An 18599-nucleotide genomic window follows, 5' to 3' on the forward strand; every position below is an offset into this window, starting at 1 on the left:
TCACCGGTCGGTCTTCGGGTCGGTGGCCAACTCGGGGAGACCGGCGACCACCGCGGCCAGGTTGTACCCGGAACGGTTCAGGTTGCCGTTCGACCCGGTGCGCCCGTATTCGGAGTGCGGGTTGTCCGAGCCGCTCTCGTAGTGCTGGCCGCCAACGGTGATCGGGTCGGTGCTCAAATGGGTGACCCAGTCCATCTTGTGTGGGCTGCGACCGAATCCATCGCTATTGGCGACGGGGTCGCCGTGTTCTGTCATCTCATAGACGTGGTTGTCGGGCAATCCGAGATCGCTCGCACCGGAAACGGCGTCGTTGATACCCGCCTCCGCCAGAATCCCCGGGACCGGCGCCAGGGCCCCGTGCATCGGTACTTCGCGGCCCAGTCCGGGCGAGCCGTAGAACACCACATCGTCGACTCCGCCGCCCTTTTCCTGCAGGGCGAGGCTTGTCGCCAATGACCCATAGGAATGGCCAAGCGCGGTGATGTGTGGATCGTTGTTCTCACTGGCCACATCGAGACCCGCGTAGAACGACGACAGCGGTTGCGCCGCCTCCTGCGCTCGGCCCTCATTGAGCACGTTGATCATGTCCGGCTCGACGTCGGACCAGCTCGACATTCCACCCTGCGGCGGGTCATAGCCGAACCACGCGATCGAGGCGACCTGCTCGCCGTCCCGGCCTGCCGATTTCAGCTGCGCTTCGGACGTCTTGATCAGATTCTGCGCCTCGCCCACCATGCCGCCGTTGGGGTTTTTCGGTTCCCCACCGCCGAGCAGGGTCTCGTCGAGGTTCGAGCCGAGTCCGGGCGTGGTCACCGAAATGTGGTCTGCCGTATCGGGATTACCGACAGATACCGCCGCCCGTCCCTGTCGGCCGGATTCCATATCCAGCGCCATCAGATAACGCGGAGGATTGGTCGAATTCGCGCTCTGCCCGATGGCGGTTTCCACCGCCGCGAGGTCCTTCAGTTTCTGTTCTGTGCGGTCCAGCCCGGTTTGTGCCGCTGCGACCCCGGACATGTCTCCGGTAGCGCTGGCCGCCGTCATGGCGTTCTGGAACTCGGTCAGTTCGTCCGCGAGGCGGGTCTTCTCGTCCGGGATCATCGCCCGGTTCGCCGTGTCCCGCACGTCGACGGGCAATCCATCGAGGTTGCCGATGATCCTTGGCGAAGTGGCCTGCATCTCGGCTTTCTGGGCGGCCGTCAGCGAGTCCCACCATCGCCGGTTCTCCTGCGGTGTGCCATTGACCGGGGGCTGTGGAGTGACCGCCGCCGGGGTGGTGGCGTTGCCGAAAGAGTCTGGGGTCGGCAGGTTTTCGAAGGCGGACTCGATGGCGGATTTGGCGGCGGTGTCGGCGTTCATCGCGCCGGTCAGGGCGGCTTGGACGGCGGCGGTGTGGGTGTTGGCGTCGAGTTGCAAGGCGGCCATGCCGACGGTGTATTTGTCGGCGATGGCTGTCGGGTCGGTGGATTGGCTCGCTATCGCGGAATACAGGCGCTGCTTGGCGGTTTCGGAGATCACGCAGGTGCCGTCGTCGTGGACTTCGAAGGTTTTGGCGAGGGCGTCGGCCTTCTTCGCCGCGAGGAAGCCCTGGGCGGAGCTGATGGTCCACTGGGCGGCGGTGGCGGCGTCGCGGCCGCGGTCGAGGGCGTCGGCGATGAGGAGGGATTTCGTGCGGATCTCGTCGAAGCGGGTGCGCATCGCGTCGCCGGTTTCTCGGCGGAAGGTGTCGCGGGAGGCGTCTACCGCCAGGTACTGGGTTTGGACGGCAGTGCGGAGTTCGGTTGCCTGGCGGGCGAATTCGGTGGCCTGGGCCGCGAACGCGGCGGGCTTCCAGGATTCGACCTGGGGGACGGTGAGGTGCTGGCTCATCGGGGAGTCACCCCGGCCAGGGCGCCGGCGCGGGCTTCGTCCTGCTGCTGGAAGGTGATCACGGCGGCGACGGTTTTGCCGCTGAGTTCGGCCAGGGCGGTGCCGACGGCGGCCATCGCCTTGTCGGCGCGGCGCGCGGCGAGCTGGTACGCCTGCGGGGTGTCGCCGTTGGGCATGCACTCGTAGACGCCGTCGGCGAGGGCCCCGCCTTTGCCGATGACCTGGACTTCCTGGCCGGCTGTCCCCATCCCGGCGGCGAGCGCGCGCACCGCGTCGGGGTCCAGGTCGAACTGTTCAGCGCTCGGTGTCGGACTCACTCGATTCCCTCCCCACGGGGGCGTCAACGTCATGCCCCACCGCAATCGACCGTGCCAACTATAGATTGCATCGACCGGCTGATGCCATCTATAGATGGCATTGCGGAACGGGATGATCGACCAGGGGAGGCATCACATGACCGGCGCGCTCGATCCACTCGACGCCGATATCGGGCGGCTGCACAGCGGCCTGAACCAGCCCGCCAGCGCCGCGGCCGGGGGAGATATCGCCACCGTGCGAGTGGGCGCGGACGGTGCGCTGGAGTCGGTTCAGCTCACCGATGCCGCGCGGCGCCTGGACCCGGACACACTCGTCGCGACGATCGTCCGACTGCATGCCGCGGCGCTGGCCGAGTCGCGCGCGGCAGTGATCGCGGCGGTCGCGCGGCTCGAGAACGACCCACGGCTGCGGGCCCGGCGCGAGGAGTACGTCGACGCGCTCGGTCAGGTGCCGCCGTCACCTCAACAGCAGCAGACCGCCGGTCAGGCCCAGCCGCAGCCCGCTGAACACGGCTGGAACACCACCCCCGCGACGACGCGTTCCGCACCGACCCCCGAGGACGATGACGCCGACGACGAGTACTTCCAGCGCGAAACCTGGCTGGAATACGACTAGCTCAGGCCAGGCCCTCGAGTAGTTCGGGGTTTACGCCGTCGCGCCAGTCGATGGCCTCGCGGACGGTGGTGAGGTCGTAGTCGGGGCCGGAGACGCCGACGGTGAAGAGGGTGACGCCTGCGGCGTGCAGGGCGTCGGCTTCGGGGCGGCCGAGCCATTGCACCGAGCGTTCGATGCGGGACTCGTCGGTGCCCGCGGCGGCGGCGTGGGTGGCCAGGACCTGGTTGCGGTGGGCGAGGGATTCGACGTCGGAGAAGGAGTGCCAGATGTCGGCGTATTCGGCGACCAGGCGCAAGGTTTTGCGCTCGCCCTTGCCGCCGATCAGGATCGGGATCTGGCGCAGCGGGGGCGGATTCAGTTTGCCCAGGCGCGCGGAGATGCGGGCCAGGCTGTCTTTGAGCAGGGCCAGGCGGGTGCCGGGGGTGCCGAATTCGTAGCCGTACTCGTCGTAGTCGCGTTCGAACCAGCCCGCGCCGAGGCCGAGGATGAGCCTGCCGCCGCTGATGTGGTCGACGGTGCGGGCCATGTCGGCGAGCAGGTCGGGATTGCGGTAGCCGCCGCCGGTGACCAGGGCGCCGAGCTCGACGCGTTCGGTCTGTTCGGCCCAGGCGCCGAGCATGGTCCAGCACTCGAAATGCGGGCCGTTCGGGTCGCCGGTGAGCGGGAAGAAATGGTCCCAGTTGAAGACGATGTCGACCCCGGCGTCCTCGGCGCGCAGCACCGCGTCGCGGATGCGGCCGTAGTCGGCGGCGTGCTGGGGTTGCAGCTGAACTCCGATTCGAACGCGACGACTCATCCGTGCTCCTGTGCACTCGCGGGCGTGGGCCGTGTTCGAGGCTACCCGGAAACGGGCAGCGGCTCCGGTCGGCCGCTACCATCCACGGCGACCCTGTTCTCGGATCGTCCGGCACGTTCCTGCCGGGATGGGATGACTGATCTACGCATGGCTACCGTGACCTTCGACCGCGCCACCCGGCTCTACGCCGGCGCGAACCGACCCGCCGTCGACGCCCTCGACCTGGAGATCGCCGACGGCGAGTTCCTGGTCCTCGTCGGGCCGTCGGGCTGCGGCAAATCCACCTCGCTGCGCATGCTGGCGGGCCTCGAGGAGGTCAACGGCGGACGCATCCTCATCGGCGAGGACGACGTGACCCACGCCGAACCCAAGGATCGCGACATCGCGATGGTGTTCCAGAACTACGCGCTCTACCCGCACATGTCGGTGGCGGAGAACATGGGTTTCGCGCTGAAGCTGGCCAAGGTGGCCAAGGCCGAACGCGACGAGCGGGTGCTCGAGGCGGCCAAGCTGCTCGATCTCGAGCAGTACCTGGACCGCAAGCCCAAGGCGCTCTCCGGCGGTCAGCGTCAGCGCGTGGCGATGGGCCGCGCGATCGTGCGCCAGCCGCAGGTGTTCCTGATGGACGAGCCGCTGTCGAACCTCGACGCCAAGCTGCGCGTGCAGACCCGCACCCAGATCGCCCAGCTCCAGCGCCGCCTCGGCACCACCACGGTGTATGTGACCCACGACCAGGTCGAGGCGATGACCATGGGTGACCGGGTGGCCGTGCTCAAGGACGGGCTGTTGCAGCAGTGCGCGTCACCGCGCGACCTCTACCGCGACCCGGCGAACATGTTCGTGGCCGGGTTCATGGGCTCGCCCGCGATGAACCTGTTCACACTGCCGGTGACCGACGGCGCGGTCACCATCGGTGGATCCCCGTTCAAGGTGCCGCGCGCGGCGGCGGACGCGGCCGAGGGTTCGGTGGTGCTCGGTATCCGGCCGGAGCACCTGGAGGTGGGTTCGGGTGGTCTGCGGATGGAGGTGGACGTGGTCGAGGAGCTCGGCTCCGACGCCTACGTCTACGGGCGCGCGCTGTCCGAGGGCGCGAGCGGGCAGACCGGGGAATCCATTGTGGCGCGGGTGGATTGGCGCAATCCCCCGGCCAAGGGCGAGCAGCTCGAGCTCACCGCCGATCCCGAGCACGTGTACTTCTTCCATCCCGAGACCGGCGCCCGGCTGCGCTGAGGACGTCCGGCCCGCGGCGATGCGCCGTGGGCCGGGTCAGCCTTCGGGGCGTTTGCGGGCGCGCAGGTAGTCCTCGTTGACGCGCACCGTCAGCTGTTCCAGGTCGACCGGTTTGCCGTCGGTGGTGCGCAGGTCGACGGTGACCGGCTCGCCGGTCTCGGCGTCGACGCGCAGCAGCGGCGGCGGGCCGGGCTGCAGGTAGGTGTCGCCCCACTGCCACAGCGCGACCACGGCGGGCAGCAGATCGCGGCCCATCGTGGTGAGCACGTATTCGTTCCTGGTGCGCTTGCCTTCCTCCTGGTAGGGGCGTTTCTCCAGGAGTCCGGCCGCGGTGAGTTTGCGGAGCCGGGCGGCCGCGGCGGCGTCGGTGATGCCGACGCGGCGGGCGAAGCCGTCGAAGCGACGGGTGCCGTAATAGGCCTCGCGCAGGATGAGCATCGCCGAGCGGGTGCCGATCAGGTCCATGGCTCTGGCGATGGAACAGCCCTCGGTGTTCCACCGGTTCAGATCGGCCAGGGGTCCTTCCATCACGGCTGCCATACCGGACATCATACCCATTTCTGACTTGAGTTGATGATAGTTAGCGCCTATCCTGGCTATTGTTCACTTGAGCCAGAGGGAAGGACTCCTCCCATGCGCGACGCGGTCATCGTCGAAGCGGTACGCACCCCCATCGGCCGGGGCAAGCCCACCGGCGCACTCCACGACGTCCACCCGGTCGACCTGCTCGCGCACAGCCTGCGCGCGGTGATCGAACGCAGCGGTATCGATCCCGCGCTGGTCGACGACGTGATCGGCGGGGTGGTCACCCAGGTGGGCGAGCAAGGGGTGAACATGACCCGGCGCGCGGCACTGGCCGCCGGGTATCCCGAATCGGTACCTGCCACCACCGTCGACCGGCAGTGCGGCAGCAGCCAGCAGGCGATCCACTTCGCCGCGCAGGGCGTGATCGCGGGCGCCTACGACATCGTGGTGGCCGCCGGAGTGGAGTCGATGGGACGGGTCCCCATGGGCGCCAATGTCATCGGGGCGGCCGATATCTCCGGGGTCGGGTTCGCCGAGCGCTATCCCGAAGACCTGGTGCCGCAGGGCATCAGCGCCGAGCTGATCGCGGCGCGCTGGGGTCTGTCGCGCACCCAGCTCGACGAATTCGCGCTCGGCAGCCACGAAAAGGCCGCCCGCGCTACCAAGGACGGCCTCTTCGCCGCCGAACTCGCTCCGCTGCACGGCCTTTCCGCCGACGAGGGCATCCGCACCGGCAGCACCCTCGACACCCTGGGCGCGCTGAAGCCCGCCTACTACGACCCCGCGATGGCGGCCCGGTTCCCGCAGATCGGCTGGGAGATCACCGCGGCCTCGGCCAGCCAGGTCAGCGACGGCAGCGCCGCGGTGCTCATCATGACCAGCGAGCGGGCCGCCCAGCTGGGTCTGCGGCCGCTGGCCCGGGTGCACAGTTTCGCCGTCGCCGGGGACGACCCGCTGCTCATGCTCACCGCGGTGATTCCGGCGACCGAGAAGGTGCTGCGGCGGGCCGGGTTGACGCTGGCCGATATCGACCTGGTCGAGATCAACGAGGCGTTCTCGCCGGTCGTGCTGGCCTGGGCGCAGGACACCGGTGCCGACATGAGCCGGGTCAATGTCAACGGTGGGGCCATCGCGCTCGGTCATCCGCTGGGCGCCTCCGGTGCGCGGTTGGCGACGACACTGGTACACGCGCTGCATCAGCGTGAGGCGCGGTACGGCCTGCAGACGATGTGCGAAGCGGGCGGGCTGGCCAACGCCACCATCTACGAAAGGCTCTGAATCCATCCTCGTACGATCGGGCGATGGGCGCCGATACGTTCGTTTATGCGATTCCGCTGCGTACGCGGTTTCGGGGGATCACCGTGCGCGAGGGGATGCTGATCCGTGGGGCGCGGGGATGGGGTGAGTTCTGCGCGTTCACCGAGTACGGGGATCGGGAGGCGGCGGGGTGGCTGGCGACGGCGGTGGAGCAGGCCGAGGTCGGGTGGCCCGCGCCGGTGCGGGACCGGATTCCGGTGAATTGCACGGTGCCCGCGGTGGATCCGGCGCGGGCGGCGCGGATCGTTCGCGAATCCGGTTGCGCTACGGCGAAAGTGAAGGTCGCCGATCATCCGGAGTCGCTGGGTGAGGATCTCGCGCGGGTGGCGGCGGTGCGGGAGGCGATCGGGGACGGGGCGATCCGGGTCGACGCGAACGCGGTGTGGGATGTGGCGACGGCGGTGCGGCACATCGGTGAGCTCGACCGGGCCGCAGGCGGTTTGCAGTATGTGGAGCAGCCGTGCGCGACCGTCGAGGAGCTGGCCGAGGTGCGGCGGCGGGTGACGGTGCCGATCGCGGCCGACGAGTCGATCCGGCGGGCCGAGGACCCGATGCGGGTGGCGGTGGCCGGAGCCGCCGATGTGGCGGTGCTGAAATGCACGCCGCTGGGCGGGGTGCGGCGGGCGGCCGCGGTGGCCGAGGCGGCGGGGTTGCCGACAGTTGTGTCGTCGGCGCTGGAGACCAGTATCGGTCTCGCGGCCCAGCTGGCGCTGGCCGGTGTGCTGCCCTCGCTCGAATTCGCCTGCGGGCTGGGCACTCTCGCGCTGTTCGAGGGCGACCTCGTCACGGAGTCCCTGCTGCCGGTGGACGGGTGGCTCCCCGTCCCCACAGTGCCGCCGGAACCGGACCCCGCCCTGCTGGAGAAGTACCGCCACCCCGATCCCGAGCGGGTCGACTGGTGGTCGCGGCGCTACGAACGCGTGCGCGCGCTGCTCGACGAGACGTGAGCCGCATTAGGTTGTGTACAACTTAGTTGTGCGCTACCGTGTTGGCATGACCGATGGACTCACCCTCGACGAGCAGCTGTGCTTCCCCCTGTACGCGGCCTCGCGGGCGATGACGGCGGTCTACCGGCCCAAGCTGGAACGGCTCGGGCTGACCTATCCGCAGTATCTGGTGATGCTCGCGCTCTGGGAGCGCGACGCACGCAGTGTCGGCGAGCTCGGGACGGCGCTCGACCTGGACTCGGGGACTCTGTCGCCGCTGCTCAAGCGGCTGGAGGCGACGGGGTACGTCGAGCGGAGGCGGGCGGCCGCCGATGAGCGGCGCGTCGACATCGTGCTCACCGAACGCGGGCGGGCCGTGCGCGCCGAGGCGTGCCGGATCCCGGCCGAGATGGCCCAGCTCGCCGGGTTGTCCGGCGAGGAGGTCGTCGCCCTGCGCGCACTGCTGCGCAAACTCACCGACACCCTCACAGAGAAATGAGAGCTCCCATGCAGGTCCTCTACACCGCCGAAGCCCTGGCCAGCGGCGAAGGCCGCACCGGCACCGCGCGCACCACCGACGGCAAGCTCGACGTGGTGCTGGCACCGCCGAAGGAGATGGGCGGCGACGGCGCCGGCACCAACCCCGAGCAGCTCTTCGCCGCCGGATACGCGGCCTGCTTCCACTCCGCGCTGCGCCTGGTCGGCAAGAAGGCGGGCGCGAATATCGCGGATTCGGCTGTCGGCGCCCAGGTTTCGATCGGGCCGAACGACAAGGGCGGCTTCGAGCTCGCCGTCACCCTGGAGGTCTCGCTGCCGCATCTGTCCCGCGAGGACGCGCAGGCGCTGGCCGACCAGGCCCACCAGGTGTGCCCGTATTCCAATGCCACCCGCGGCAATATCCAGGTCGAGGTCCGCGTCGCCGAGGACTGATCGCCGCGGTCAGCCGAAACGGACGCCGCAGCCGGAGAATGTCGCCCGGATGAGCAGGGCGGCTTCGGGGCCGATCACACTGTCGACCAATTCCAGGTAGCGGGTACAGAATTCGGGACCGTGCGGCGCCTCGCCAGCGGGCGGGGCCAGATGGTGGGCGAGTTCGTGCAGAACGACCAGCTCGCGCAGGGCCCAGGCACGCGAGCCGGTGTGCAGCGGAACAGCCATGACCGCAGCCTCCGGCTCGTAGTGCGCCGCCGAGGCACCCGACCGGGCGCGGACCAGAATCGGTTCCGCCGCGCGGTCCCATCGCGCGCGCACCCAATTCAAGGCCAGCACTCTGTCGGCATAGGACTGCACCGATTCGACCGACGCGAATTTCCGCTCGACGGGCAGCGTCAAGTGCGAGCCGTATACATCGATACCGCGATGGCCGGATTCGTCCGCGCGGTCGAATACCCCGCGCACCAACTGCTCCGCGTCGTAGACCTTCGCCCGCTGGGTGTCGCGGGCGCCGGCGGGGCTCACCGGCCGAGCTTTCCCTTGGCCGCGGGCAGCTCCGGTGACGTGCCCAGTCGCGCCGATCGTCCCGCCCGGTCACCAGCCCGCCGAGCGGCAGCGGAGTGACCGGTGGAGGTCTGCGGGCCGCGCCAGGTGCCGCGGGCTTCGGAGGTGGCGGTGTAGAAATCGGTGAGGGCCACTTCTTTGTCACGCAAGGCCAGCGCGGTGCCGGTCGAGACCGCGACGGATTCCTCGGCCACGACCTCGGCCTTCACCTGCGCCAGCCGGGCACCGACCCGCGCGGCGAAGGCCATCTGGAAGTTCAGCCGGGCGGTGACCCCCGCGACCGGCGCTTCGACCTTGCGCCGCACGGTGCGCCCGAGCCGCTTCTCGGTGACCACCTTGACCACCGTCGCCTCGCGATAGGCACCGGACTTGATGTAGTGATCCGAGGCCCGCACCATCTGGATCAGCAAGCTCGCGTAGAGCGCCTCGCAGGTGTCGATATCGGCGGCGAACCCGTAGGCGTAGACCTGCGCGGAGCTGCGGGCGACATCGCAGCGCACATCATTGGCGGTCGCGATGGCGACGAACAGCTGCACATAGGTCCGCAGCCCCTTACGACCCGGCTCCCCGATCGGGACGATCCGCTGCACCGGCGCCGACCTGCGCTCCCGCTGCGTGACGTGCGAGCGCGCCACCGCCAGATCGATGGAAGACTTCGTGGCCAACCGCTGCGCCGCCGCCAGGAACGCCTCGGCCTCGTGCGCGTTGTCGGTGGACTCGGCCTTGCGCAGCAAACCCCCGATCCGGGTGAGCATCCGGTCCGGCCCGGCAGGCGATCCAGTGGTCACCCCACCGAGGGTAGGTCACCACCCCGACAAACCCGATCCCGCCATAACAAGCACACCCGACCACCACATCCCGACCCCGAGGAGGGATCGCCGCGAAGCGGCGGTTCGCGGCCGGGCCGCCGGTCAGGCGCCGCGGCGTACGCGACGAAGGAGCAAGCCGCGGTGCCTGACCGGCGGCCCCCCAGGGGCCGCGAACAACGCGGCGCCCGCGCCGCCACAAATACTGTATGTTGCCTGTTGCACCGCATGGTGTGCTGCTGCTCACTGTCTCTACCCTGGAGTGTCTGCGATGGCCTTGAAGTTTGTCCCCCGAGCGGCGATGGCTGCTGCCTCGATCGCCTTGCTGACCGCGTCGTTCGCGACCGCCTGCTCCAGCGACGACGGGGGCAACGCGCTGGGCCAGAATCTGACCGGCCGTGGCCCGATCACCTACGTGGAGGGCAAGGACACCACCGAGACCGGTGTGGTCCGCCAGCTCATCGATCGCTGGAACGCCGCGCATCCGGACGAGCAGGTGACCTTCAAGGAGCAGTCGGCCGACGGCACCCAGCAGCACGACGATCTGGCCGAGCACTTCCGCGCCAAGCAGGACGGCTACGACGTGGTCGCCCTCGATGTGCCGAACACCGCGGAGTTCGCGGCGAAGGGCTGGATCCAGCCGCTCGAGGACAGCTTCGCGATCGACACCGCGCCGCTGCTCGCGCCGACCGTGGCCAGCGCCACCTACAACGGCAAGCTGTACGCGGCGCCGAAGAACACCAACGGTGGCCTGCTGTACTACCGCAAGGACCTGGTGCCCACCCCGCCGAAGACCTGGAGCGAGATGCTCGGTCAGTGCCCGGTGGCCAAGGAGAACAACATCGGCTGCTACGCCGGTCAGCTGTTCCCCTACGAGGGCCTGACGGTGAACACCGCCGAGATCATCAACGCCTACGGCGGCAGCTTCGTCGGCGCCGACGGCAAGACCCCGACCGTGAACAGCCCGGAGTCGAAGGCGGGCCTGAAGGTCCTCGTCGACGCCTACAAGAACGGTGACATCCCCAAGGAAGCCATCACCTTCAAGGAGGGTGAGAGCGCCAGCGCGTTCGAGTCCGGCAAGCTGCTGTTCCTGCGCAACTGGCCCTACCTCTACGGCCAGGCCAACGCCGATTCCTCGGTGGTGAAGGACAAGTTCGGCGTGGCCCCGCTGCCCGGCAACACCGGTGTCGGCGCCTCGACCCTGGGCGGCTACAACGCCGCGATCAGCGCGTTCTCCAAGAACAAGGCCACCGCCGCCGATTTCGTGCGCTTCCTGATCAGCGAAGAGGCCCAGCAGATCATCGCCTCCGGCGCCCTGCCGCCGGTGCGCGCCTCGCTCTACGACGACCCGGCCCTGATCGCCAAGATGCCGTACCTGCCCGCGCTCAAGGAATCCATCGCCAGCGCGGTGCCGCGTCCGGTGACTCCGTTCTATCCCGCGGTGTCGAAGGCCATCCAGGACAACGCCTATGCTGCCCTCAACGGCACGAAGTCGGTCGACGACGCGGTGGCCGGAATGCAAAAGGGAATCGAGACCGCAGGTTCCGGTTCGTAGCGCAGGCAGCGGACCCGACCAGACCGTAGGAGAGTAGTTAACGGTGTCGGATCCTTCGGGAGCCAAGCAGCGCGGGCTTGCGCTGGAACTGCGACGATCCGGCAAGGCATGGCTGTTCGTCGCGCCGGTGCTCGTGGCACTGGCGGTGGTCATCGGATATCCGGTGTTCCAGGCGCTCTGGATGTCCTTTCAGAAGGACGCCGGAATCGACCCGGCCACCGGCATGTTCGTCGAGGGCGGCAGCGCCGGGCTGAGCAACTACACGCACTGGCTGCTGCAGCAGTGCGCGACGCTCTCGGGCACCGAGTCGTGCCCGACCGGCACGCTGGGTTCGCAGTTCTGGGCCGCGGTCGGGGTCACCCTGTTCTTCACGGTGGTGACCGTGTCGCTGGAGGCCGTGCTCGGCCTCGGCATGGCCATCGTGATGGGCAAGACCTTCCGCGGCCGGGCGCTGCTGCGCGCGGCGGTGCTGATCCCGTGGGCGATCCCGACGGCCGTCACCGCGCGGCTGTGGGAGTTCATGTTCCAGTACGACGGTGTGGTGAACCGGATTCTCGGCACCCACATCCTGTGGACCTCGGACCCGTGGGCCGCGCGGTTCGCGGTGATCTTCGCCGATGTCTGGAAGACCACCCCGTTCATGGCGCTGCTGATCCTGGCCGGCCTGCAGGTGATCCCCAATGACGTGTACGAGGCGGCCAAGGTCGACGGCGCGTCGGCGTGGCAGCGGTTCGTGCACATCACGCTGCCGCTGCTCAAGCCCGCGCTGCTGGTCGCGGTGCTGTTCCGCACCATGGACGCGCTGCGCATGTACGACCTGCCCGCGATCATGACCGGCGCCAACCCGGCCACGAGCACGCTGTCGATCCTGGTGGTCGATCAGGTGCGTCAGGGTCCCAACAGCGCGGCGGCGCTGTCGACGATCACCTTCCTGCTGGTCTTCGCCATCGCGTTCGTGCTGGTGAAGGTGCTGGGCGCCAACGCTGTTCGCACCCAGGAAGAACAGCGGAAGGCGAACTGATGAGCATCTCGATGACCAAAGAGCCGACCGTGCAGGCCGAAGCGCCCGCGGTACAGCCGGTGTCGTGGCGCAAGCGCCTCGGAACCGTCCGGATGTATCTGGGCGTGCTGATCGTGCTGGTGTGGGGCCTCGGCCCGTTCTACTGGATGACCGTGGTGGCCTTCCGCGACCCGGCACACACCTTCGACTCCACGCCCTGGCCCACGCATCTGACGCTGGAGAACTTCCGCAACGCCTTCGACACCAGTCGTGGCAACGACTTCGGCAAGGCGCTGCTGAACTCCGTCATCATCGGGTCGGCGACCACGGTGATCGCGCTGGTGCTCGGTGTGCTGGCGGCCTACGCGCTGGCGCGGATGACCTTCGCGGGCAAGTACCTGGTGTCGGGGCTGATCCTGTCGGCGTCGATGTTCCCGGCCGTGGTGCTGGTGACGCCGCTGTTCCAGCTGTTCACCGATCTGGGCTGGATCGGCGAGTACCAGGCGATGATCATCCCGAACATCTCCTTCGTGCTGCCGATGACGGTCTACATCCTGGCCTCGTTCTTCGCCGAACTGCCGTGGGAGCTCGAGGAAGCCGCGCGCATCGACGGGGCGAGCAAGGCGCAGGCGTTCCGGCTGATCATGTTGCCGCTGGCCGCGCCCGCGGTGTTCACCACCGCGATCCTGGCCTTCATCGCCGCGGTCAACGAGTACCTGCTGGCCCGGCTGCTCTCGGGTGAGGACACCCGGCCGGTGACCGTGGCCATCGCCAGTTTCTCCGGCAACGACCCGCTGGTGCAGCCGTACGCGGCGATCATGGCGGCGGGCGTGATCGTCACGGTGCCGCTGGTGATCATGGTGCTGATCTTCCAGCGCCGGATCATCTCCGGGCTCACCGCGGGCGGCGTCAAGAGCTGACGGCCGGGGGCGGCACGGTCGCCGCCCCCCTCGCGGTTCCCGGGTTCGGCGGTCCGCGCCGGGTAGAGTCGCCTGCATTGCTGGACAGGTGTTCTCCTCGCGCGGGAAGGGGATGGTCGTGGCCTCCGACGGTGCAGCACGCGGCCAGCCACGCAAAGGGGCCGCCCGGCGCGCGCAGGCCGCCCGATTGGCCTCCGTCGATCCCTACGACGACGATCCGCGGCCGCCCACCCGTCCACCGCGCACCAGGGCGCAACGCATCCGGCGGCTGCTGCTGGCGCTGTTCATCATCTTCTTCTGCGTGCCGACGCTGCTGTTCGCGGCGATCTACTGGAGTGCGGAGATCCCGGAACCGGCCGAGGTCGCCGTGGAGCAACCGGCCACCGTGCTGGCCTCCGACGGCACCACCGAGCTCACCAAATTCATTCCGCCCAAGGGCAACCGGATACCGATCCCGCTGACCGACGTGCCGATTCCGGTGCGTGACGCGGTGCTCGCCGCCGAGGACCGCAATTTCTACACCAATCCCGGCTACTCCACCAGCGGCTTCCTGCGCGCGGCCCGCGACAATGTGCTGGGCAACGACAACGCGGGCGGTGGTTCCACGATCACCCAGCAGTACGTGAAGAACGCCTTCCTGAGTTCCGAGCGCACCGTCACCCGCAAGATGCGTGAGCTGATCATCGCGGCGAAGATGGCGCGGCAGTGGAGCAAGGAAGACATCCTCGCCGCCTACCTCAACACCATCTACTTCGGGCGCGGCGCCTACGGCATCGCCGCGGCGGCCAAGGCGTACTTCGGCAAACCGGTGCCGGAACTGAGTCTCGGTGAGGGCGCGGTACTGGCCGCGGTGATCCGCTCGCCCTCGGTGCTCGACCCGGAAACCCACTTCGACCAGCTGCGGGCGCGCTGGCAGTACGTCCTCGACGGCATGGTGGAGATGAACGTGCTCGCCCCGGGCGACCGCGACGCCACCGAGTTCCCGACGATCCTGCCGCTGGCCGACCTGCCCGCCGAACCCACCGCGCTCGGGCCCGAGGGCCACATCCGCACCCAGGTGCTGCGCGAACTGCGCGCCGCGGGCCTCACCGACTCCGATATCAACACCGGCGCCCTCCAGATCACCACCACCATCGACGCCGCCGCCCAGGCCGGCGCGGTGGACTCGGTGCGCGAGCGATTGTCCTGGCAGCCACCGCAACTGCGCGCCGCGGTGGTCTCGATCGACCCACGCAGCGGCGCGGTGCGCGCCTATTACGGCGGCGAGGACGGCACCGGCTTCGATTTCGCGAACGCGCCACTGCAAACCGGTTCCTCGTTCAAGGTTTTCGCGCTCGTGGCCGCCCAGCAGCAGGGCATCCCGGTGACCAGGGCGATCGACAGTTCCCCGATCCGCGACCGCGGCACCGAGATCACCAACGACAGCGGCGATTCCTGCGGGCAGTGCCCGCTGACCGAGGCGCTCAAGCGCTCGCTGAACACCAGTTTCTACCGGCTCACCATGACCATGGCCGACGGGCCACGCTCGATCGCCCAGGCCGCCCACCTGGCAGGCATCCCGGAGAACATTCCGGGACTCGAGCACGAGACGCTCACCGAGGCGGGTGGTCCGCCGCTGAACGGGATCGTGCTGGGCCAGTACCTGGTCCGTCCGATCGACATGGCCTCCGCGTACGCGACGCTGGCCGATCGCGGTGTCTACCGGCAGCCGTATTTCGTCGAGCGGGTCACCAAGGGTGACGGCACGGTGCTGCTGGATCGCGGGGCGGACTACGGGGTCGGGCGCGGGGTGCCCGAGCCCGAGCAGCGCATCCCCGCGAGCATCGCCGACAACACCACCCAGGCCATGCTGCCCATCGCCAACTACTCCAACGGGCACGGCCTGGCCGAGGGCAGGCCGTCGGCGGCCAAGACCGGCACCACCCAGCTGGGCGAGAGCAAGGACAACAAGGACGCCTGGATGATCGGCTACACGCCCTCGCTGTCGACGGCGGTGTGGGTGGGCACCGAGCAGCCGCAGCCGCTGCGCACCGGCGGTGGCGGCGCGATCTACGGCTCCGGCCTGCCCTCCGACATCTGGAAGCAGGTGATGGACACCGCCCTGGCCGGAACACCGGTCGAGCAGTTCGAGGTGCCGCCGCTGGGCAATCCGACCGGCCCGGCGCCCTCGCGCACCGGCGGCGACTACGACATCCTCAATCCGCCGACCAGCAGGCGCAGCCCGCCGCCACTGATCATCACCCCACCGGCGGCCGGGCCCGGCATCACCGACCCGGTGACCCCGCCGACCTCGACGCCCGGCCTGTTCGACCCGCCCACCTCCGCGCCGCGTACCGCGCCTCCGGTGATCATCATTCCGCCCGCGCCGCAGCCGGAACAGCAAGGAGAACTCTTCCCCGGCCTCGGCGGCGGGGGTCGGTAGATCACGGATTGGCCACCGGGACCCCGCGCTCGAGCGGACATGGCAACATCGTTGGCCAGAGCGCGAACGAGCCCGGCGCGGAACCTGTCGTAGCGATGCGGGAAGATGGACGCGCTCGAGCGACGACGAGACTAGACATAGGGGCTACGCAGGTGGATTTCAATGTCGTTGACCGTCCCGAGACGCTGATCGCGGGCACGGTGCTCCGCAGCCCGGCGCTCGCCGTCGAGGGTCCGCGGCGAGCCAAAGTGGTGGAGGCGTGGAGGCATCTGCTGGCGCGGCCGCAGTTACCGGGACCGGTCGCGACCGGGTACGTCGACTTCGCCGCGGAGATCAACTCCTACCTGACCCATATCGTCGGCTACGAGTGCAAGACCCTCGCCGATCTCCAGGTCGGTGACGTGCTCGCCCGCATCCCCGGGGGCCGCTATGCCCGTTTCGCCGCCAGCGGTGAGAACCGGGGCGATGTCATCGTCGCGCTGTGGCGCCAGATCTGGGACGCCGAGGCGGCCGGGGAGTTCGACCGCGCCTATGCCGGTGACTACGAGCTGTACCCCGACGATCACTCGGTGGAGATCTTCGTGTCGCTGAACGGCGAGAAGGGCGGCGAATAACCATGGCTGTCGATTTCGAGATCGTCACCCTCGACGACGGGCTGATCGCGGGACTCACCGTGCCGCTGACCGGTCGCGAGGTGACCGCCCGCGACCTGGACCTGGTGAACTTCACCTGGGACCGCTACCTCTCCCGGGAGAAGACGGTGCCGCGCGCCGCCGCCTACATCGGCCAGAACGACCACGCCGTCGCGGTGCTGGGCTACGAGGTCGAGGGCCTCGACGACATCGACGAGGGCGATGTGCTCACCCGCGTCCCCGCGGGCCGCTACGCCAAGTTCGTCGTCTCCGACAAGCCCTACGACCTGCTGCGCACCGCCTGGGCCCAGGTGATCAAGGCCGAGAACGCGGGCACCATCACCCGCTCCCACACGGCCGAACTCGAGCGCTACACCGGCCCGACCAGCGTCGAGGTGTACGTCTCGCTGGACTGAGCGACCGAAAAGGGCCGGGCCCCACGGATTTCCGTGGGGCCCGGCCCTTGTGCCGTATGTCCTACTCGGCGCCGATGATGAAGGCTTCGAGCTGGGTGCGGGCGACGTCGTCGGCGATCTGCTCCGGCGGGGACTTCATCAGGTAGGCCGAGGCCGGGATGACGGGTCCGCCGATGCCGCGGTCCTTGGCGATCTTGGCCGCGCGGACGGCGTCGATGATGATGCCGGCCGAGTTGGGCGAGTCCCACACCTCGAGCTTGTACTCCAGGTTCAGCGGGGCGTCACCGAAGGCGCGGCCCTCGAGGCGCACGTAGGCCCACTTGCGGTCGTCGAGCCACTCCACGTAGTCCGAGGGACCGATGTGGACGTTGCGGTCGTGCACCTTGCCCGCCAGCGAACCGGTGAGGTTCGAGGTGACGGCCTGGGTCTTGGAGACCTTCTTGGACTCCAGGCGATCACGCTCGAGCATGTTCTTGAAGTCCATGTTGCCGCCGACATTGAGCTGGTAGGTGCGATCCAGCACCACGCCGCGGTCCTCGAACAGCTTGGCCATCACGCGGTGGGTGATGGTCGCGCCGACCTGGGACTTGATGTCGTCACCGACGATCGGCACGCCCGCGTCGACGAACTTCTGCGCCCAGACCGGGTCGGAGGCGATGAACACCGGCAGCGCGTTGACGAAGGCGACGTTCGCGTCGATGGCGCACTGCGCGTAGAACTTGTCGGCCTCTTCGGAGCCCACCGGCAGGTAGGAGACCAGCACGTCGACCTGGGCATCCTCGAGCGCCTTGACGACGTCGACCGCCGGGGCCTCGGACTGCTCGATGGTCAGCGCGTAGTACTTGCCGATGCCGTCGAGGGTCGGGCCGCGCTGGACCGTCACGTCGGTCGGCGGCACGTCCGAGATCTTGATGGTGTTGTTCTCGCTGGCGAAGATCGCCTCGGCCAGGTCGAATCCGACCTTCTTGGCGTCGACATCGAACGCGGCGACGAACTTCACGTCCTTGACGTGATAGGGACCGAACTTGACGTGCATGAGGCCGGGAACGGTCGAGTTCTCGTCGGCGTCCTTGTAGTACTGCACGCCCTGCACCAGCGACGACGCGCAGTTGCCCACACCGACGATCGCGACGCGAACTTCGCCGGACCCAACCTTGTTGACATCACTCATGGCCGCTCTTTCCCTCTTTCTGTGGTGCCGCCTTCGTCGATTGCTCCGCCGCAATCAACTCGTTGAGCCAGCGCACTTCGCGCTCGCTTGATTCCAATCCGAGCTGGTGGAGCTGGCTCGTGTAGCGATCCAGCGAGCCGGAAGCCCGTTTGATCGCCTCGCGCAGTCCCTCTCGGCGCTCCTCGACCTGGCGCCGCCTGCCTTCCAGAATCCGCATCCTTGCCTCGGCAGGGGTGCGGCTGAAGAAGGCGAGGTGAACGCCGAAGCCGTCATCGGTGTAGTTCTGCGGACCGGTGTCGGCGAGGAGTTCGTTGAACCGTTCCCGCCCGACCGGCGTCAGCCGGTAGACGCGGCGCGCACGGCGCGCGGTCGCGCCCTCCGGAATCTCCTCGGCGATCAACCCGTCGGACTGCATTCTGCGCAGCGTGGGGTAGAGCGACCCGTAGGAGAAGGCCCGGAACGCACCGAGCAGGCCGGTGAGCCGTTTACGCAGCTCGTAGCCGTGCATGGGCGCGTCCAGGAGCAGGCCGAGAATCGCCAATTCGAGCACTGCCGACCTCACTCCCTGCACTATGTCGGCCCGA

General features: G+C 68.7%; 20 protein-coding genes. 12 read left to right on the top strand and 8 right to left on the bottom strand.

From position 1 onward, the window contains the following. Together ACFC06_RS17115 and ACFC06_RS17120 are read right to left on the bottom strand one after the other, a co-directional pair. Positions 1–1869, bottom strand: coding sequence for an alpha/beta hydrolase (locus ACFC06_RS17115; protein WP_375931683.1), 1869 nt, complete (start codon positions 1867–1869; stop codon positions 1–3). Further along, positions 1866–2186, bottom strand: coding sequence for a hypothetical protein (locus ACFC06_RS17120; protein WP_375931686.1), 321 nt, complete (start codon positions 2184–2186; stop codon positions 1866–1868). Before ACFC06_RS17120 ends, ACFC06_RS17115 begins: the two co-directional genes overlap by 4 nt. Positions 2187–2280: 94 nt before the next feature. On the opposite strand from ACFC06_RS17120, the gene ACFC06_RS17125 reads away from it, so the two are divergent. Further along, a complete protein-coding gene (locus ACFC06_RS17125; RefSeq protein WP_375931689.1) occupies positions 2281–2802 on the top strand; it encodes a hypothetical protein in 522 nt (173 codons plus the stop codon). Between the two features lies 1 nt (position 2803). Here ACFC06_RS17125 and ACFC06_RS17130 read toward each other — a convergent pair whose 3' ends face one another. Next, entirely contained in the window at positions 2804–3598 is a 795-nt protein-coding gene (locus ACFC06_RS17130) for an LLM class F420-dependent oxidoreductase (RefSeq protein ID WP_375931692.1), read from the bottom strand. Positions 3599–3745: 147 nt separating this feature from the next. On the opposite strand from ACFC06_RS17130, the gene ACFC06_RS17135 reads away from it, so the two are divergent. Further along, on the top strand, positions 3746–4828 hold the full coding sequence (locus tag ACFC06_RS17135) for an ABC transporter ATP-binding protein (RefSeq protein ID WP_375931695.1): 1083 nt from the start codon (positions 3746–3748) through the stop codon (positions 4826–4828). Between the two features lie 36 nt (positions 4829–4864). Here the strand turns inward: ACFC06_RS17135 and ACFC06_RS17140 are convergent, their stop codons facing one another. Continuing rightward, entirely contained in the window at positions 4865–5368 is a 504-nt protein-coding gene (locus tag ACFC06_RS17140; RefSeq protein ID WP_375931698.1) for a winged helix-turn-helix transcriptional regulator, read from the bottom strand. Positions 5369–5461: 93 nt separating this feature from the next. Between ACFC06_RS17140 and ACFC06_RS17145 the strand changes: the two genes are divergently transcribed. The 4 genes from ACFC06_RS17145 to ACFC06_RS17160 are packed head-to-tail and all read left to right on the top strand — an operon-like array spanning position 5462 to position 8526. Further along, entirely contained in the window at positions 5462–6631 is a 1170-nt protein-coding gene (locus tag ACFC06_RS17145) for a thiolase family protein (protein ID WP_375931701.1), read from the top strand. A 23-nt stretch (positions 6632–6654) separates the two neighbouring features. After that, a complete protein-coding gene (locus ACFC06_RS17150; RefSeq protein ID WP_375931704.1) occupies positions 6655–7617 on the top strand; it encodes an o-succinylbenzoate synthase in 963 nt (320 codons plus the stop codon). 46 nt (positions 7618–7663) lie between these two features. Then, a complete protein-coding gene (locus tag ACFC06_RS17155) occupies positions 7664–8095 on the top strand; it encodes a MarR family winged helix-turn-helix transcriptional regulator (RefSeq protein ID WP_375931707.1) in 432 nt (143 codons plus the stop codon). Positions 8096–8103: 8 nt separating this feature from the next. Continuing rightward, positions 8104–8526 carry an organic hydroperoxide resistance protein gene (locus ACFC06_RS17160; RefSeq protein ID WP_375931710.1) on the top strand — a complete coding sequence of 141 codons (423 nt, stop codon included), beginning with the start codon at positions 8104–8106 and terminating at the stop codon, positions 8524–8526. A 9-nt stretch (positions 8527–8535) separates the two neighbouring features. On the opposite strand, the gene ACFC06_RS17165 is transcribed toward ACFC06_RS17160, so the two are convergent. Continuing rightward, positions 8536–9054 (bottom strand): TIGR04338 family metallohydrolase, encoded by a 519-nt coding sequence (locus ACFC06_RS17165; RefSeq protein WP_375931713.1) that lies wholly within the window; start codon positions 9052–9054, stop codon positions 8536–8538. Further along, positions 9051–9848 carry a DUF2786 domain-containing protein gene (locus ACFC06_RS17170; protein WP_375935553.1) on the bottom strand — a complete coding sequence of 266 codons (798 nt, stop codon included), beginning with the start codon at positions 9846–9848 and terminating at the stop codon, positions 9051–9053. The genes ACFC06_RS17165 and ACFC06_RS17170 overlap by 4 nt, the downstream gene beginning before the upstream one ends. Before the next feature lie 322 nt (positions 9849–10170). Here ACFC06_RS17170 and ACFC06_RS17175 point away from each other — a divergent pair, with 322 nt between their 5' ends. The 6 genes from ACFC06_RS17175 to ACFC06_RS17200 all read left to right on the top strand — a co-directional run bounded on the left by ACFC06_RS17175 (position 10171) and on the right by ACFC06_RS17200 (position 16844). Beyond that, a complete protein-coding gene (locus ACFC06_RS17175) occupies positions 10171–11454 on the top strand; it encodes an ABC transporter substrate-binding protein (RefSeq protein ID WP_375931716.1) in 1284 nt (427 codons plus the stop codon). Between the two features lie 43 nt (positions 11455–11497). Then, the gene (locus ACFC06_RS17180; protein WP_375931719.1) at positions 11498–12475 is read left to right on the top strand and encodes a carbohydrate ABC transporter permease; all 978 of its coding nucleotides are present in this window, start codon (positions 11498–11500) and stop codon (positions 12473–12475) included. 92 nt (positions 12476–12567) lie between these two features. Continuing rightward, complete coding sequence (locus ACFC06_RS17185) at positions 12568–13374, top strand: carbohydrate ABC transporter permease (protein WP_375935555.1); 807 nt, start codon at positions 12568–12570, stop codon at positions 13372–13374. 112 nt (positions 13375–13486) lie between these two features. Further along, positions 13487–15796, top strand: coding sequence for a transglycosylase domain-containing protein (locus tag ACFC06_RS17190; protein WP_375931722.1), 2310 nt, complete (start codon positions 13487–13489; stop codon positions 15794–15796). 152 nt (positions 15797–15948) lie between these two features. Then, positions 15949–16410: a GyrI-like domain-containing protein gene (locus tag ACFC06_RS17195; protein WP_375931725.1), complete on the top strand. Its 462-nt coding sequence runs from the start codon at positions 15949–15951 to the stop codon at positions 16408–16410. A gap of 2 nt (positions 16411–16412) precedes the next feature. Then, entirely contained in the window at positions 16413–16844 is a 432-nt protein-coding gene (locus ACFC06_RS17200) for a GyrI-like domain-containing protein (RefSeq protein WP_375931728.1), read from the top strand. 61 nt (positions 16845–16905) lie between these two features. Here ACFC06_RS17200 and ACFC06_RS17205 read toward each other — a convergent pair whose 3' ends face one another. Continuing rightward, positions 16906–18015, bottom strand: a complete 1110-nt coding sequence (locus ACFC06_RS17205; protein ID WP_375931731.1) for an inositol-3-phosphate synthase — start codon at positions 18013–18015, stop codon at positions 16906–16908. Further along, the gene (locus tag ACFC06_RS17210; RefSeq protein WP_278261035.1) at positions 18008–18565 is read right to left on the bottom strand and encodes a PadR family transcriptional regulator; all 558 of its coding nucleotides are present in this window, start codon (positions 18563–18565) and stop codon (positions 18008–18010) included. The genes ACFC06_RS17205 and ACFC06_RS17210 overlap by 8 nt, the downstream gene beginning before the upstream one ends. Positions 18566–18599: the final 34 nt, after the last annotated feature.

The organism is Nocardia sp. NPDC056064, assembly GCF_042266925.1.
Lineage (GTDB): Bacteria > Actinomycetota > Actinomycetes > Mycobacteriales > Mycobacteriaceae > Nocardia.

What these genes read in the sequence shown, in the direction of transcription:
- ACFC06_RS17185 (WP_375935555.1), top strand. Translation starts at nt 12,568, where the DNA reads ATGTATCTGGGCGTGCTGATCGTGCTGGTGTGGGGCCTCGGCCCGTTC.
- ACFC06_RS17170 (WP_375935553.1), bottom strand. Translation starts at nt 9,848, where the DNA reads ATGCTCACCCGGATCGGGGGTTTGCTGCGCAAGGCCGAGTCCACCGAC.
- ACFC06_RS17115 (WP_375931683.1), bottom strand. Translation starts at nt 1,869, where the DNA reads ATGAGCCAGCACCTCACCGTCCCCCAGGTCGAATCCTGGAAGCCCGCC.
- ACFC06_RS17140 (WP_375931698.1), bottom strand. Translation starts at nt 5,368, where the DNA reads ATGGCAGCCGTGATGGAAGGACCCCTGGCCGATCTGAACCGGTGGAAC.
- ACFC06_RS17130 (WP_375931692.1), bottom strand. Translation starts at nt 3,598, where the DNA reads ATGAGTCGTCGCGTTCGAATCGGAGTTCAGCTGCAACCCCAGCACGCC.
- ACFC06_RS17135 (WP_375931695.1), top strand. Translation starts at nt 3,746, where the DNA reads ATGGCTACCGTGACCTTCGACCGCGCCACCCGGCTCTACGCCGGCGCG.
- ACFC06_RS17145 (WP_375931701.1), top strand. Translation starts at nt 5,462, where the DNA reads ATGCGCGACGCGGTCATCGTCGAAGCGGTACGCACCCCCATCGGCCGG.
- ACFC06_RS17190 (WP_375931722.1), top strand. Translation starts at nt 13,487, where the DNA reads ATGGTCGTGGCCTCCGACGGTGCAGCACGCGGCCAGCCACGCAAAGGG.
- ACFC06_RS17205 (WP_375931731.1), bottom strand. Translation starts at nt 18,015, where the DNA reads ATGAGTGATGTCAACAAGGTTGGGTCCGGCGAAGTTCGCGTCGCGATC.
- ACFC06_RS17200 (WP_375931728.1), top strand. Translation starts at nt 16,413, where the DNA reads ATGGCTGTCGATTTCGAGATCGTCACCCTCGACGACGGGCTGATCGCG.
- ACFC06_RS17150 (WP_375931704.1), top strand. Translation starts at nt 6,655, where the DNA reads ATGGGCGCCGATACGTTCGTTTATGCGATTCCGCTGCGTACGCGGTTT.
- ACFC06_RS17160 (WP_375931710.1), top strand. Translation starts at nt 8,104, where the DNA reads ATGCAGGTCCTCTACACCGCCGAAGCCCTGGCCAGCGGCGAAGGCCGC.
- ACFC06_RS17175 (WP_375931716.1), top strand. Translation starts at nt 10,171, where the DNA reads ATGGCCTTGAAGTTTGTCCCCCGAGCGGCGATGGCTGCTGCCTCGATC.
- ACFC06_RS17155 (WP_375931707.1), top strand. Translation starts at nt 7,664, where the DNA reads ATGACCGATGGACTCACCCTCGACGAGCAGCTGTGCTTCCCCCTGTAC.
- ACFC06_RS17125 (WP_375931689.1), top strand. Translation starts at nt 2,281, where the DNA reads ATGGCATTGCGGAACGGGATGATCGACCAGGGGAGGCATCACATGACC.